The 15,951-nt window shown below is 59.9% G+C and carries 12 protein-coding genes; 11 read left to right on the forward strand and 1 reads right to left on the reverse strand.

What is annotated here, in order from left to right; all coding sequences use genetic code 11:
* The first annotated feature begins 359 nt into the window (after window positions 1–359).
* Entirely contained in the window at window positions 360–3,317 is a 2,958-nt protein-coding gene (gene uvrA, locus DYI20_RS05620; RefSeq protein WP_122549085.1) for an excinuclease ABC subunit UvrA, read from the forward strand.
* A gap of 30 nt (window positions 3,318–3,347) precedes the next feature.
* On the opposite strand, the gene DYI20_RS05625 is transcribed toward uvrA, so the two are convergent.
* Window positions 3,348–5,270, reverse strand: coding sequence for a VanW family protein (locus tag DYI20_RS05625; protein WP_166769811.1), 1,923 nt, complete (start codon window positions 5,268–5,270; stop codon window positions 3,348–3,350).
* Between the two features lie 305 nt (window positions 5,271–5,575).
* On the opposite strand from DYI20_RS05625, the gene DYI20_RS05630 reads away from it, so the two are divergent.
* From DYI20_RS05630 to secG, 10 genes are all read left to right on the forward strand, one after another.
* On the forward strand, window positions 5,576–6,265 hold the full coding sequence (locus tag DYI20_RS05630; protein WP_122549061.1) for a lysophospholipid acyltransferase family protein: 690 nt from the start codon (window positions 5,576–5,578) through the stop codon (window positions 6,263–6,265).
* A gap of 6 nt (window positions 6,266–6,271) precedes the next feature.
* On the forward strand, window positions 6,272–8,197 hold the full coding sequence (uvrC, locus tag DYI20_RS05635) for an excinuclease ABC subunit UvrC (protein WP_122549062.1): 1,926 nt from the start codon (window positions 6,272–6,274) through the stop codon (window positions 8,195–8,197).
* 103 nt (window positions 8,198–8,300) lie between these two features.
* Window positions 8,301–9,212 carry an RNase adapter RapZ gene (gene rapZ / locus DYI20_RS05640; RefSeq protein ID WP_110098287.1) on the forward strand — a complete coding sequence of 304 codons (912 nt, stop codon included), beginning with the start codon at window positions 8,301–8,303 and terminating at the stop codon, window positions 9,210–9,212.
* On the forward strand, window positions 9,209–10,261 hold the full coding sequence (locus tag DYI20_RS05645; RefSeq protein WP_122549063.1) for a gluconeogenesis factor YvcK family protein: 1,053 nt from the start codon (window positions 9,209–9,211) through the stop codon (window positions 10,259–10,261). Before rapZ ends, DYI20_RS05645 begins: the two co-directional genes overlap by 4 nt.
* Before the next feature lie 96 nt (window positions 10,262–10,357).
* Window positions 10,358–11,341, forward strand: coding sequence for a DNA-binding protein WhiA (whiA, locus tag DYI20_RS05650; RefSeq protein WP_122549064.1), 984 nt, complete (start codon window positions 10,358–10,360; stop codon window positions 11,339–11,341).
* A 237-nt stretch (window positions 11,342–11,578) separates the two neighbouring features.
* Window positions 11,579–12,202, forward strand: coding sequence for a superoxide dismutase (locus DYI20_RS05655; protein WP_110110112.1), 624 nt, complete (start codon window positions 11,579–11,581; stop codon window positions 12,200–12,202).
* 165 nt (window positions 12,203–12,367) lie between these two features.
* Window positions 12,368–13,369: a type I glyceraldehyde-3-phosphate dehydrogenase gene (gap, locus tag DYI20_RS05660; RefSeq protein WP_122549065.1), complete on the forward strand. Its 1,002-nt coding sequence runs from the start codon at window positions 12,368–12,370 to the stop codon at window positions 13,367–13,369.
* A gap of 135 nt (window positions 13,370–13,504) precedes the next feature.
* Window positions 13,505–14,734 (forward strand): phosphoglycerate kinase, encoded by a 1,230-nt coding sequence (locus tag DYI20_RS05665; protein WP_122549066.1) that lies wholly within the window; start codon window positions 13,505–13,507, stop codon window positions 14,732–14,734.
* 97 nt (window positions 14,735–14,831) lie between these two features.
* Window positions 14,832–15,647: a triose-phosphate isomerase gene (gene tpiA / locus DYI20_RS05670; protein ID WP_122549067.1), complete on the forward strand. Its 816-nt coding sequence runs from the start codon at window positions 14,832–14,834 to the stop codon at window positions 15,645–15,647.
* Between the two features lie 37 nt (window positions 15,648–15,684).
* Window positions 15,685–15,936 carry a preprotein translocase subunit SecG gene (gene secG, locus DYI20_RS05675; protein WP_110098294.1) on the forward strand — a complete coding sequence of 84 codons (252 nt, stop codon included), beginning with the start codon at window positions 15,685–15,687 and terminating at the stop codon, window positions 15,934–15,936.
* The last annotated feature ends 15 nt before the right edge of the window (window positions 15,937–15,951 follow it).

Genomic DNA, 15,951 nt, shown 5'->3' on the forward strand with positions numbered 1-15,951 from the left:
AGGCACGTCGAGGTCTTTCAGATGGCTTGTGTAGGAACTTCCATCATCGGAAGGCCTCGACCTCTATCCAGCTATCGACGCGCCACTTCCCCGAGACCCCCGTCTACACCCTCGATTGTGAAGAGCCGGATTAGCTGTCGGCAAACATACCGGCAGACCGGACTACCATAGAGCAGGTAGGCTTGTCGGCTCCGCGCCGTGTCACTGCCTGTGCCCTGGTAGCACAGCGGGAGAATTCCTGATCACGAGCTGCTCGCGATCTGACTGACAACGACCTGAGAACAACTGCGACCGTGTAAGTCGGAGAGGACCTAGACGATACCGTGACCACTACCTCGACCGGTTCAGAGAACTACTCGCTGGCCTCGGGACCCCACCCGGGACAGACCGTCGCTCACCACGATTCGGTCGAAGCCGACCGGATCATTGTGGCCGGCGCCCGTGAGCACAATCTGAAAAATGTCAGTATCGATATTCCTCGCAATGCTTTCGTGGTGTTTACCGGACTATCTGGCTCCGGTAAGTCGTCCTTGGCGTTTGACACCATCTTCGCCGAGGGCCAACGCCGGTACGTGGAATCACTGTCTGCCTATGCCCGGATGTTCTTGGGCCGTGTCGATAAGCCCCAGGTTGATTTTATTGAGGGACTCTCCCCGGCGGTATCGATCGACCAGAAATCCACTTCGAAGAACCCTCGGTCCACCGTGGGCACGATCACCGAAATCCACGACTATATGCGCCTGCTGTGGGCCCGGATCGGGACTCCGCACTGCCCGGAGTGCGGTGAGCCTGCCTCCCAGCAGACCCCGCAACAAATCGTCGATCAGTTGCTGGAATTACCGAAGAAAACCCGCTTCCAGATCCTGGCCCCGGTGGTGCGCGGCCGCAAGGGCGAATTCGCCGACCTCTTTGCCGAGCTCTCCCAGCAAGGCTTCTCCCGCGCCATCGTGGACGGAGAGCAGATCCAGCTGGCCGAGGCCACCAAGCTGCAGAAACAGTACAAGCACAATATCGCCGTGATCGTTGACCGGCTGGTGATCCGCGACGGTATCCGCACCCGACTGACCGACTCGGTCGAAACCGCCCTGAAACTTGCCGAGGGGATCTTGGTCGTCGATTTCGTCGACGTCAAAGCCGAGATTGACCCGGAGAAAAAGAACACCGCCGAATGGGTCGCCGAAGATGAGCAGGGCCGGGCCAAATATCGGTCGTTTTCCGAAAAGCTGTCCTGCCCCAACGGGCACGTGCAGACCATTGACGAAATCGAACCCCGCTCGTTCTCCTTCAATAGCCCCTTCGGCGCCTGCCCGACCTGTACCGGTATCGGCTCCCGGTTGCAGGTTGATCAGGACTTAGTGATCCCAGACCCGGATCTGAGCCTGGAAGAAGGCGCGATCGCACCCTGGCACATGGGTAAAGCTGCCTCCCAGTATTGGCAACGGCTGATGGCAGGTCTGGCCGATGAGCTGGGCTTTTCGATGACCACCCCGTGGAAAGAGTTGCCCGCCAAGGCCAAAAAAGCACTGTTGCACGGCAATAATTACAAAGTCGAAGTGGCATACCGCAACCGGTGGGGTCGGGAACGGCGTTACACGTCCGGTTTCGAGGGCGTGGTGGACTACATTAAGCGCAAATACGCCGAAACCGAATCCGATCACGCCCGTGATCGGTATGAGTCCTATATGCGCCAGGTGGCCTGCCCGGATTGCCACGGTGCCCGGCTGAACCCCACTTCGCTTTCGGTGATGGTTGGGGGAAAATCAATCGCCGAGGTCTCGGCCATGCCCATGGAGGACACCATTGACTTCATGGAGAACTTGCAGCTCAGTGACCGGGACGCCAAAATCGCCGACCAGGTGCTCAAAGAAATCAACGCCCGGTTGCACTTCTTGGTCGATGTCGGTCTGGACTATCTGAACCTGGAACGCCCGGCAGCCACTCTCTCGGGTGGTGAAGCCCAGCGTATCCGGCTAGCCACCCAAATCGGATCCGGTCTGGTCGGGGTGCTCTACGTACTCGACGAGCCCTCGATCGGGCTCCACCAGCGCGATAACTCCCGCCTGATTGGCACATTATTGCGCCTGCGCGACTTGGGCAATACCTTGATCGTGGTCGAACATGATGAGGAAACCATTGAAGCTGCCGACTGGATTGTCGATATTGGCCCGGCTGCCGGACGGGCCGGGGGAGAGGTGGTCCACTCCGGTTCGCTCGAAGATCTCAAAAACAACACCCGCTCGATCACTGGCGACTATTTGGCCCATCGACGCACCATCGACGTTCCCGCGACCCGCCGACCGATTGACCGCCAGCGGATCGTCCGAGTGGTCGGCGCCCGCGAAAATAACCTCGATAACGTCACCGTCGACTTCCCCTTGGGAACTTTCATCGCGGTGACCGGTGTCTCCGGATCGGGGAAGTCCACCCTGGTCAATGAGGTCCTGTACAAGGTCATGGCCAATGAACTCAATAACGCGCGCCTGGTGCCGGGCCGGCATAAGAAAGTCACGGGTCTGGACCAGTTGGACAAGGTGGTCCACGTCGATCAGTCCCCGATCGGACGTACGCCTCGGTCCAACCCAGCTACCTATACCGGCGTCTTCGACGCGATCCGTAAGCTCTTCGCTGACACCCCCGAAGCAAAAGTGCGTGGCTATCAGCCCGGCCGATTCTCCTTCAATATCAAGGGTGGTCGCTGTGAGGCCTGCTCCGGTGATGGCACACTAAAGATCGAAATGAACTTCTTGCCGGATGTCTATGTGCCCTGCGAGGTCTGTCACGGAGCCCGGTATAACCGCGAAACTCTCGAGGTCCACTATAAGGGCAAAAATATTGCCGAAGTGCTGGATATGCCGATCGCTGAGGCCGCCGAGTTCTTCTCCGCCTACGGAAAGATCTCTCGTTATCTGAACACACTGGTCGATGTCGGCCTTGGCTACGTGAAGCTAGGCCAACCGGCGACCACACTATCCGGTGGTGAAGCTCAGCGGGTCAAACTCGCCACCGAACTGCAAAAACGCACGGCAGGGCGGGCGGTCTATGTGCTTGATGAACCGACCACTGGCCTGCACTTTGAAGATATCCGTAAGCTGTTGTTGGTGTTGACTCGGCTGGTTAATAAGGGCAATACCGTGATCACCATCGAACACAACCTGGACGTGGTGAAATCAGCCGACTGGATTATCGATATGGGACCCGAAGGCGGTTCCGGTGGTGGCCAGGTCGTCGCCACCGGAACCCCCGAACAGGTGGCCACCGTCCAGGGATCCTATACCGGTCAATACCTGGCCCCGCTACTCCATGGCGCACAGGACTAACCACGTGGAGGATTCCCCGAGTCCCGAGTCCTATTGACAGATCACCCGAGGCCATGCCGAGTAGGTCCAGGTCCAGGACTCGTCATCGGTGTTGCCCTCAGGATCGGTACGCGAGCGTGTAACGTCCACGGTGAACCCCTGTTGGCCACCGGCTTCCGGAACACAGTTGGGTTCGCTCGAGGTGATGGTCTGCGAATTGGTGTAGTTATACGGCTCTGAGGTTGACGTCGACACATCGTAGTAGTCGTTGCCCCACACGCGCACGTGAACTTTCTCATCGTCCAGCCACATTTCGACAATCACGGGAGCATCGGTGTCATTGAGCCAGCGGACGTTGATTTGGCCTTCCCAGAATGTCGATTCCCGGCCCTTAGGATAGCGGTCAAACCAGCGCGAGTGGGGACGGTGTTCTTTAATGTCCATCCCCGATAAGAAGCCAGCGTTATAGGCCATGGTCGCAATTTGCGAGACACCGCCACCGACCGCTTGCGCGGTCACACCCGACTGGACGACACCGGAAGAAACGTAACCGTTGACTTCGGTCACCGGGCCCAGGGACTCGGCCAGGTTGAATTCCTCGCCGGGCATCATCACGGTCCCGTTGACGCGTTCAGCACCCACCTCAAGGTTCGGCGTACGCGTGGGATCATCCGGATACGGCGTCGAAAACTCTGCGACCTCGTGGGTGACATCCCAGGCCTCAGCATCCTCTGTGGTCACCTCCGGATCCTGGGATTTGACCTCGACTTCGACACTGCGGGTCTGATCCTGCGCCAGGTCCTGCTCAATAGCGTCAGCGACCTCCTCACCCGCTATCCCGGTGCCGCTTTCTCCCGGGACTACCTCCGGACGAGCCGATCCAGCCTTTCCACTGAGCTTGACCGTCGCATCGGTAGCCGAGGAAGCGAACCCGTCCTCATTGGCCTCCAGCGATGCGACCAACGAGTCCTCGTCCAGTTCCAAAGACGGTGTCGCATCGCCGGTGCCCTCGCTCGATGACTCCTGCATCGACGCTGTCGAGCCCGTCGAGTCCGTTGATGCCTCAGATTCCTCGCTATCTTCCGAACTGTCTGCGGTGGCTGAAGGGCCCTGCATTCCGGTGTCCACCTGGGCTGCTTCCCCCAACTGCTCCGGGGTGAGCTCAGTGGAGGCCTCGCCGGCGGTGACCGTATAAGAGTCAGCGACGAGTGGTTCGGCTGTGTTTTCCACGAAGCTCTGCCAGGTGTCAGCGGAGATTTGAGGCTCCAGCGTCTCGCCCTGAACATGGATCTCCTCGGATTCCTGCAACCAGTTCTCCTCCACGTGACTTGCGAGCCCTTCGGCGGTGATTCCCACGCCCGACACGGGAGCCTGGTATGCCACGTCACCGGCGTTGAAGGTCACCGACCCTTCGACGGGTTCCTGGCTCATCTGCTCGGAAAGACCGCGCAACGCCTCGGTGGCCTGAGATTCATCGATCGTCGTCTCCGCCTCACGGTGGCCTTCACCGGTGAGGCGTTGCCACAACACCACCGGGGAGAAATTCAGGCCACGATACTCCTGCAGTACACCGTCGACGTCGTAGTCCAAGCCAATCTCTTCGGGCACCACGGTGGCGGTCACATCGTCCTGAGTCGCATCGTCTACTGTGGGGGTTTCGTCCCCCGTGGCACTGTCCTGGGACTGGATGTCTCTCACCAGGGTCAACTCACGAGAGGCTCGTTCGTCCAACTCGTCCTCGACCTTCTGCTGGGCTTGGTCAACATTCATACCCGACACATCGATTCCCTCGACGGTGAAGTTCGCTGGTAGGCGATCCTCAAAAGCCATGGCAGTGCCGACATAGACGCCCACGCCCAACACGACGATGCCACCGCCCAGAACCCATGGCCAGATGCGTCGTGAGCGAGAGGACTCGGTGGCAGAGCCGGCCGAATCGTGATGGGCAGCGGGATGATCGTGTTCAATGGGCATACTGTGTGATTCCAGAAAATTCTGTGCACTCTGAGTGCACATATGGTGATCGATGGGAGCAGTCGGAGCCTGTACAGGCTGGCAACACCTAAGGATTGTACCGAGGAAAATCGCTTCCGCACACTGCAACGATGCGTGTGTTGGGATCGTAGTGACCCGACGGTAGCGCTCCGTAAGGTGAGCTGATCACGCAACGGTGCTGGTGCTGCTGGTCAACGGGTATAATCGTGCTGTCCACCGGCTGAGATCATGCTGGGTAGCAATTTCGGTTGTCATCACTACCACCATCATTTGTGAGGAGCTTCATGCGATTGCGCGAACGAAATCCGGTGCGGATCGGATTTCGTGGCCTCGTGAAGGTCACGTGTCGCCCTGACATTTCGGGGTTGGACCATATTCCCGACACCGGAGGGTTCATCGTCGCCTCCAATCATCTGTCATTCTTTGACTCGGTGTTGCTACAAAGTATGCTCCCGCGTCTGGTGCGGTTTTTCGCCAAAGCCGAATACTTCACCGCACCGGGGATCAAAGGCAAGCTCCAGAAGAGTTTCTTCGAATCGGTCGGATCTATTCCGGTGGATCGTGGACAAAAAGCCGCCTCAGTGGCTGCCCTGGATCGGCTGGTGGAATTCCTGGACAACGGTGAAGGCGTGGGCATCTACCCCGAAGGCACCCGCTCCCGCGATGGCCGACTCTACCGTGGCAAGACCGGGGTCGGCTGGTTGGCCTTGACCACCGGCGCACCGGTCATTCCGGTGGGATTGACTGGAACCGACCGTCTGCAACCTCCGGGACGTAACTTGATCGTGCCCCATAAATTCGGGCTTACGGTGGGAGAGCCCCTGCAGTTTGAAAAAAATGGCCCGAAGCACAAGCCCAAGCTTCGCCGCCAGATCACCGACGAGATTATGGACGCGATCGCTCAGTTAACCGGCCAAGAACGCGTGGATTCCTATAATTCCGCCGCCTCGGCCGAGCAGGATACGGAGAACTGATCAGCTGTGGCTGATCCCGCAACCTATCGACCACGTACCCGGGATATTCCCACCGACCCCGGGGTCTACCGGTTCAAAGATGCCACCGGCCGGATTATCTATGTGGGCAAAGCAAAAAACCTCCGGAACCGGCTGACGTCCTATTTCGCCTCGCCGCAACAACTGAGCCCGAAAACCCGAGCCATGGTCACCTCTGCCAGCGGTGTGGAATGGACCATTGTCGCCAGTGAGCAAGAGGCGATCCAGTTGGAATACACCTGGATCAAACAGTTCACCCCGCGCTATAACATTATGTACCGCGACGATAAGTCGTATCCGTATCTGGCGGTGACCATCAATGAGCGCTTCCCGCGGGTGATGGTGATGCGGGGAGATAAACGTCCCGGTGTGAAGTACTTTGGTCCCTTCCACCCGGTCAAAGCTATTCGTGAAACCATGGACCTGTTGTTGCGTGTCTTCCCGGTCCGCACCTGCTCGGCCGGAGTATTTCGCCGGGCCGAACTGTCCGGTCGACCGTGTCTGATGGGATACATCGACAAGTGCTCCGCCCCTTGTGTGGGCAATATTTCCGAAGCCGACCATCGCCAACTTGCCCACGACTTCATCAGTTTTATGAACGGCAACATCCGGCCTTACGTCAGGGAACTCGAGACCAAAATGGCCGAGGCCGTGGCCGAGTTGCGCTACGAGGATGCCGCCCGCTATCGCGACGACATTGCCGCGTTGAACAAAGTCTTTGAACGCAACGCGGTGGTGCTACCCGAAAATACCCAAGCCGATATTTTTGCCTTCGCCGATGACGAGCTAGAAGCCGCTTTCCAGGTCTTTCACATTCGCGACGGCCGGATTCGTGGTCAGCGTGGCTGGGTGGTGGAAAAGGTCGAAGACGTCTCCGAACAAGATCTGATCGAACAACTCCTTCAGCAAGTCTATGGCCAGCTCGATGATCAAGACCGCATCCCTGCCGAGGTCTTGGTCCCGGTCTTGCCCGGCGAGGTGTCGGGTTTAGAATCCTGGCTTGAAGAGCGTCGTGGCGCCCACGTGAATTTGCGGGTCCCGCAGCGAGGCGCCAAAAAGGATCTGATGCATACCGTCAAAGACAACGCCGTGGAGGCCCTACGGTTGCACAAATCTCGTCGTTCCGGAGATATTACCGCCCGATCAGCGGCCCTGAAAGAACTCCAGCAAGCTCTGGGCCTGCATGAACCGCTGTTGCGGATCGAATGCTACGACATCTCCCACACCCAGGGCACCAATGTGGTCGGGTCCATGGTGGTATTTGAAGATGGTCTGCCCAAAAAACGCGACTATCGACTGTTTAACGTCACCGGCGAAGCCGCCCGGGACGACACGCGAGCCATGGACGATGTGCTCACCCGCAGGTTCAAGAAGTATCTGCAGGAACAAGCTAACACCCCTGAGCCTTTCTCAGGGCAACTGGATCCAGCTGAGCTGGCCGCCGAGGACGATCAGGACCGTCAACGCTTCTCCTATCCGCCCTCTCTGGTGGTCGTCGATGGGGGACCGGCGCAGGTCGCATCGGCCGCCCAGGCGCTGGCCGACCTTGGGATCGACGATATTCCAGTGGTCGGTTTGGCCAAGCGCCTCGAAGAGCTGTGGGTCCCCGGTGATGACTTCCCGTTGGTGCTACCACGCAGCTCGGAGGGGCTCTACCTGTTGCAACGGCTACGCGATGAGTCCCACCGGTTCGCGATCACCGCCCACCGCAAACGTCGCGCCAAGGCCATGACCCACTCCGCTCTCGACGACATTGCTGGACTGGGCCCGGCCAAACGCAAAGCGCTGTTGGCCGAATTTGGGTCTGTCAAAAAGATCACCGCCGCGACTGTGGACCAACTCCAAAATGCCCAAGGGATCGGGCCGGCGCTGGCTGAGACGATTTATACGGCCCTACACCCGGACGAGACGTAGCAAGCCGAAGGTTCCCAGGACTCCTGAGCAGCTGAGACTCTTGCGCAGATTAACCGTCGTGCTCCCGGCGATCTTCGGGCGCGAAGTGAGTAGGCTTAACGGCATGACGACACCCGTGGAACCCTCCGAGCTGGAACCTGTCAAACCACCCCGCACCGAGGTCCTGATCATTACCGGAATGTCCGGTGCCGGACGGACTACCGCCGCCCACGCCTTAGAAGACCAGGGCTGGTATGTGGTCGATAATTTGCCACCGCAACTGTTCGTGACCATGTCACAGCTGATCTCCAAGACCACCGAAAGCACGGGTCTCAAGCTCGCCCTCGTGGTTGATGTGCGAAGCAAAGAATTTTTCACCTCGGTCCAGGAAGCCATGCACCAGTTGCGGGTCGATGGCACCGAGCTGCGGGTGCTGTTCCTTGACGCTGATGACGCGGTCCTGGTCCGGCGTTTCGAATCCGGACGTCGCCCGCACCCGTTGCAGGGCGATGGTCGCATTAATGACGGGATCGGTCGCGAACGAGAACTGCTCGAAGATCTTCGCGACCAGGCCGAGCTCATCCTCGACACCTCGAAGATGAATGTCCACGACCTCACCAAGGCCACCCGGGACCTGTTTTCAGATCAGGGCCCGATCGTGCTGCGCATCAATGTCCTGAGCTTCGGTTTCAAGTATGGGGTGCCTCAAGACGCCAATTTCTTAGCCGACGTGCGCTTCATCCCCAACCCGCACTGGGTGCCCGAGCTGCGCCCGTTGACCGGACTCGATGAGCCCGTGTCAGAATTCGTGCTTGCCAAGCCCGGAGTGAATATTTTTCTGGATCACTACGTCCAAGCCCTGCACCCGGTGATGGAGGGCTACCGGGCCGAAAATAAGCACTATGCCACCCTGGCCATCGGGTGCACCGGTGGTAAACACCGCTCGGTGGCGATTGCCGAAGAACTGGGGCGTCGCTTACGACAACAGCCCGGGCTGAAAGTCACCATTTCCCACCGAGATCGGGGCCGAGAATGAGCGTGCATTACACCGGTCAGCTACCGCTGACCCCCTCCCGTTCTAATGCGGCCCGTAAATCCGGGCACCATGCTCCCGCGCTGAAAGTCACCGCACTGGGTGGTGGCCACGGACTGTACTCGACTCTGTCAGCGTTGCGACTCATCGCCGGTGAACTCACCGCCGTGGTGACCGTGGCCGATGACGGCGGTTCCTCTGGCGTGATCCGCCAAGAACTCGACGTGATCCCTCCCGGGGACCTCCGGATGGCTCTGGCGGCGCTGTGTGATGACACCGACTGGGGGAGAACGTGGCGCGATACGATGCAACACCGTTTCATAACTCAACGCGCCGATGGCACTCCGGGGACCCTGAACAACCACGCGCTGGGCAACCTGTTGATCGTGGCTCTGGGCGAGTTACTGGGCGATCCGGTCGCCGGACTGCAATGGGCCGGAGCCCTGTTGGGAGCCCGCGGCACGGTGCTGCCGATGTCCCGGGTCCCGCTGACCATCTCCGGTACGGTGCTCTCGGGCAACGATCAGGGAGAACTGATCCGGGAAACCATCACCGGTCAGGCTGAGTTGGCCCGCGCCGCTGCCGCCGGCTCGGTGGTCTCGATCCGTCTCGACCCGGACACCGCCTCGGCCACCCCCGAAGCGCTAGAAGCCATCGATCTTTCCGACTGGGTTGTGCTGGGTCCCGGGTCCTGGTTCACCTCAGTCTTGCCCCACTTGCTGTTACCCCAGCTGCGCAACGCGCTGATCCAAACCACCGCACAACGCGCCCTGGTGATGAACCTGCAACCCAATACCACCGAGACCAACAACATGTGCGCCGCCGACCACCTGGAGGTGCTCCATCAGTACGCTCCCCAACTGCGTTTTGACGCGATCATTGTCGATCACTCCGTGGTCGATGATACCGACCGCGACCAGTTTGAGCAGACAGCAGAAAAACTTGGTGCTGAAGCAGTTTTTAGTAGGGTATTGGACGATCAGCGCGATGGGGTCCACGATCCACTGAAACTGGCGGTGGCTTTCGACGAGATCTTTTCGCGGTTCTCATGATTGCTCGCCAGTTGCGTCACACCTGGTGGCGCGGAAACACTCGGTAAAACACTCGGGCCATCTTGCCGATGTGCCGTTGTCGAAAGAGGGTATTGCATGGCACTGACAGCCGCTGTGAAGCAAGAGCTGTGCCAGATTCCGGTCACCACCTCCTCGGAGCGCGCCGCTGAGGCCGTGGCCATGTTGCGTTTCGCCGGTGGTATCCACCTCATCTCCGGTCGCATCGTGGTCGAGACCGAACTCGACCACCACGAAGCGGCCCAGCGTCTGTGCCAGACGATCCAAGGGCTCTACGGCCACCAAACCGAAGTGATCCGCGTCTCCGGCCAAAATTTGCGCCACGGGGACCGCTATGTGATCCGTGTGTTGGCCGGTGGAGCCGAACTGGCCCGCCAGACCGGTTTGGTCGACCCCCGCGGACGTCCGGTTCGTGGCATGCCACCGGCGATCGTCAACGGCTCCACGGCCGATGCCGCCGCTACCTGGCGCGGGGCCTTCCTGGCCCATGGTTCCCTGACCGAGCCGGGCCGTTCTTCCGCCCTGGAAGTCACCGCACCCGGACCCGAGGCTGCTCTGGCCATGGTCGGTGCTGCCCGTCGGTTGGGCGTGATGGCCAAGGCGCGCGAAGTACGCCAATCCGATCGAGTCGTGATTCGCGATGGAGATGCCATTGCCGACCTGCTCACTGCCATGGGGGCCACTGGAACCGTTAAAGTCTGGCAAGAGCGCCGTACCCGCAAAGAAGTTCGGGCCTCTGCCAACCGGCTGGCGAACTTCGACGACGCGAACCTCCGTCGCTCCGCCCAGGCCGCCGTGGCCGCCGGCGCCCGGGTCGCTCGCGCCCTGGAGATCCTGGAAGACGATGTGCCCGAGCACCTGGAATACGCCGGCAGGCTCCGCATCGAGCACCAGCATGCCTCCCTGGATGAACTGGGGCGACTGGCCGAACCGCAGATGACCAAAGACGCCATCGCCGGCCGTATTCGCCGGTTATTGGCCATGGCCGATAAGCGTGCCGCCGAGGAAAACATTCCCAATACCCACGACGCCGTGCCTGAAGAATTACGCGAAGATGACTAAACTCTCGCCCTGAGCTGATCCGAGTCAGTGTGCTCTTGATCGCTACCGGGTCACGTTGTCTAGGATGAGAATCAACGGGCGTGGCCTTGAAGACGCGTCCCGTCGCTGTTCGCCGGAGCGATCACGACAGCTTATGGTCGACACACCGCACCGGCTGACAGAACTGATCAAAAACCCTGCCCTGCGTGCGTGGCCCCACCGCCAGACGCCATCGTGGGGGATGTATGAGGAGGAAACGTGGAAAAGTACGTTCTGCCCGACCTAGACTACGATTTCGCAGCCCTGGAGCCCCATATCTCCGGCCGCATCATGGAGCTTCACCACGATAAGCACCACAATACCTACGTAAAAGGCGCCAACACCGCGCTGGAAAAGCTGGAGGCAGCTCGCGAAGCCGGTGACTTCTCCGCGATTAACCAGCTCTCCAAGGATCTGGCCTTCAACCTGGGTGGTCACACCAACCACTCCATCTTCTGGAAGAACCTCTCCCCAAACGGTGGCGACAAGCCCACCGGCGAGTTGGCTGCCGCCATCGACGAGTACTTCGGTTCCTTCGATTCCTTCCGCGACCACTTCACCGCAGCTGCTCTGGGTATCCAGGGTTCGGGCTGGGCGATCCTGGCTTACGAGCCGATCGGTGGCAACCTGGTCATCGAGCAGTTCTACGATCAGCAGAACGGTGTCCCCGTGGCGACCATCCCGCTGTTCCAGCTGGACATGTGGGAGCACGCCTTCTACCTGGACTACCAGAACGTCAAGGCCGATTACGTTAAGGCCATTTGGAACATCGTCAACTGGGAAGATGTTCAGCGGCGCTTTGAGGTAGCACGCTCCCAGGCATCCGGTCTGGTCACCCCGTAACCATCGCGTTGTCGTAGCGTGAACCATGCTTCGGGGGCACCTTGCACCTAGCAGGGTGCCCCCGGTGCTGTTTAGACTGGACAACGGGAGGCCGGCGTAGCATCTCGACCTCGCTACCATGCTTACGGCAACACAGTCTTTTGCGAAAGGCAGGCTTGACCTGACATGACAAAAATCGCCATCAATGGTTTCGGACGTATTGGACGTAACGCGTTACGGGTTATCGAATCTCGCCACCCCGATCTTGAATTGGTGGCCGTCAACGATCTGACCAAACCCGAAGACCTGCTTTTCCTGACCAAATACGACACGGTGCTGGGTAACTACCCACACGAGATCAGCTACGACGGCGGCAATATCATCGCCAACGGCCAAACGATCCGCGTGTTCCAGGAAAAGGACCCGAACAACCTGCCCTGGGGCGAGCTTGGTATCGATGTCGTGATTGAATCCACCGGTAAGTTCCGGGATCGCCAGGCCGCTAGCGCCCACCTCAACGCCGGAGCCAAGAAGGTCGTGCTCTCTGCCCCCGGAAAAGGCGTTGATGGCACCTTCGTGGTCGGTGTCAACGATCAGAACCTCACCGAAGAGATGACTATCATCTCCGCTGCCTCCTGCACGACCAACTGTTTGGCCCCAATGGCCAAGACCCTGCACGATAGCTTCGGCATCGTCGACGGCATTATGACCACCATCCACGCCTATACCGGCGATCAGCAGCTGGTCGATGCCCCGCACAAGGATCAGCGTCGCGCTCGGGCCGCGGCCCAAAACATGATCCCGACCTCCACCGGGGCCGCCAAAGCCATCGGCGAAGTGATCCCGGATCTGAAGGGCAAGCTCGATGGTTTCGCAATGCGCGTGCCGGTGATCACCGGCTCTGCCACCGACCTGACCGTCGAGCTCGACCATGAGGTGTCCATCGAGGAGGTCAACGAAGCCTTCAAAAAGGCCTCCGAAACCCCCGAGCTCTCCGGACGCCTGGTGTACTCTACCGACCCGCTGGTCTCGGCTGACATCGCAACCACCCCCGCAGCTTGCACCTATGACGCCCCGCTGACCAAGTCCATTGGTCGCGTGGTGAAGGTTATTGGGTGGTACGACAACGAGTACGGTTACACCTGCCAAATGCTTGACCTCGTCGAGCGTGCCGCCGACACTCTCTAACCCCTGGAACTCGGCTCTGACACCATCATCAGCCCCCTGGATCACCAGACGTTCGGCCCGGGCGAGTCCACTGCTCGGTGGACCGCTCGGGCCGGTGTATGCTCCTGAATATCGCCGTTTGAAAGGTCTCCTCCTATGCCTGCACAAAACCTCAACGACTTGCTTGAGCAGGGAGTCAGCTCCCGCTACGTCTTGGTTCGGTCTGATCTGAACGTGCCTCTGGATTCCGGAACCGTCACGGACGACGGTCGGATCCGCGCCTCATTGCCGGTTTTGGAAAAGCTCGCCACAGCAGGAGCCAAGGTGATCGTCATGGCTCACCTGGGACGCCCCAAGGGTGAGGCCAACCCCGAATTTTCCCTGGCCCCCGTGGCTACCCGGCTGGCTGAACTCACCACGATCGCGGTCCAGCGTGCCACCGATTTGACCGGTGAAGATGCTCGTTCCAAGGCCGATGCGCTGGCCGACGGATCGATCCTGTTGCTGGAAAATGTCCGCTTCGATCCCCGCGAAACCTCCAAAGATGACAGCGAACGGGCTGAGTTGGCAGCTGAACTGGCAAGTTTGGTCGGCGACACTGGGGTTTATGTTAACGACGCCTTCGGCGCGGTGCACCGCAAGCACGCCTCTGTCTTCGATATCGCCCGGCACCTTCCGGCCTACCAGGGTGACCTGGTCGCTACCGAGTTGCAGGTACTCGACCAGCTGATCACCGAACCGGCTCGCCCCTACGTAGTGGCCCTGGGTGGATCTAAAGTCTCCGATAAGCTTGCGGTCATCGATAACTTGCTCGACAAAGCCGACACGCTACTGATCGGCGGGGGAATGGTTTTCACCTTCCTCGCCGCGCAGGGGCATCAGGTCGGCTCCTCACTACTCGAAGAAGACCAGATCGATACCGTGGCCGAATACCTGAAGCGCTCCGGCCAAGGCGGCGCGGCCACCATCGTGTTGCCGACCGATATCGTGATGGCCGAAACGTTCGGTGCTGACGCCGGGCATGAAGTTCGCCCCGTCGATGGTCTGGCAACTGGTACCTATGGAGAGTCGGCCATGGGCCTCGATATCGGGCCCGACTCGGCAGCCCATTACGCCCAGACCATCCGCGCAGCTCACACCGTCTTCTGGAACGGCCCGATGGGTGTCTTCGAGCTACCCGCCTTCGCGGCCGGCACCAAGGCCGTAGCCGAAGCCCTCACCGCGGTTGATGGACTCTGCGTGGTTGGCGGTGGCGATTCAGCAGCTGCCGTGCGCAATCTGGGCTTCGGTGACGACCAGTTCGGCCATATCTCCACCGGAGGTGGGGCCTCCCTGGAATATTTGGAAGGACGCGAGCTACCCGGTGTGCAGGCCCTGCAGAACTAAGACAGGCTCTGTAGCACGTGCAACCCGACCGTTGGCACGGCGTAGCTCGTCGAGCCTTTGCTGACCGGACCCGAGAAGATGAAGGACTGATCTGTGCATGACCTCCACAACTAACGGAGCCTATGACCGCACCCCGCTGATGGCCGGTAACTGGAAGATGAACCTCGACCACCAGCAGGCCGTCACGCTGGTGCAAAAGCTTTGCTGGACCCTCAACGATGCCGATCACGATTTCGACACCATTGAGGTCGCGGTTTTCCCGCCCTTCACGGATCTCCGCAGTGTGCAGACCCTGATCCGCGGTGATAAGCTCCCGGTCTCTCTGGGAGCCCAGGATCTCTCCCCACACGCCTCCGGAGCCTACACCGGTGATATCTCGGGCCAGTTCCTCGCTAAACTCGACTGCCGGTACGTGCTCGTCGGCCACTCCGAGCGTCGTAGCGTCCACCAGGAATCCGATGAGATCGTGGCCGCCAAAGTCCAGGCCGCCTTCACGCACGGGCTCGTGCCGATCCTCTGTGTCGGCGAGGACCTCCAGGTGCGTGAAGACCATCGCCATCTCGAGCACACCCTGGGCCAGGTCCGCGCCGGGATCGCCAAAGTACCCACCCAGCACGTGCAAGACCTGGTTATTGCCTACGAGCCGGTCTGGGCAATCGGCACTGGCGAAGTCGCTGGCCCTGAGGACGCTCAAGAAATGGCCTCAGCGATCCGTGAGTTACTGAGTCAAGACCACGGGCCCGAGGTGGCCCGCTCGGTACGAATCCTTTACGGCGGTTCGGTGAAGGCCGCTAATGTGGCCAGCATCATGCGCGAGAAAGACGTCGATGGTGCCCTGGTCGGTGGGGCCAGTCTCGACGAAGCCGAATTTGCTAGTATTGTTAGGTTCGAGCATCATTTGTTGACCGACTAGCTGGCCGTCACCCACGGCGTAAAGGAAGAATCTTTTCGTGGAAATTTTACAGATTGTCCTGCAGATCCTTTTGGTGATCATCAGTGTGTCCATGGTGCTGTTGATCCTATTGCACAAGGGCCGCGGGGGCGGTATGTCCGATATGTTTGGTGGTGGCGTAACCTCCGGACTCAGCTCTTCGGGCGTTGCTCAACGCAACCTCACTCGCCTGACCGTCTTCCTCGGCGTACTGTGGGGTGCGATCATCATCGTCCTGGCGCTGTTGCCCCAGTTCATGCGCGAATTCTGATCCCTGCCAGTTTTC

Source organism: Auritidibacter ignavus, from assembly GCF_003703835.1.
In the GTDB taxonomy this organism is placed as follows: domain Bacteria; phylum Actinomycetota; class Actinomycetes; order Actinomycetales; family Micrococcaceae; genus Auritidibacter; species Auritidibacter ignavus.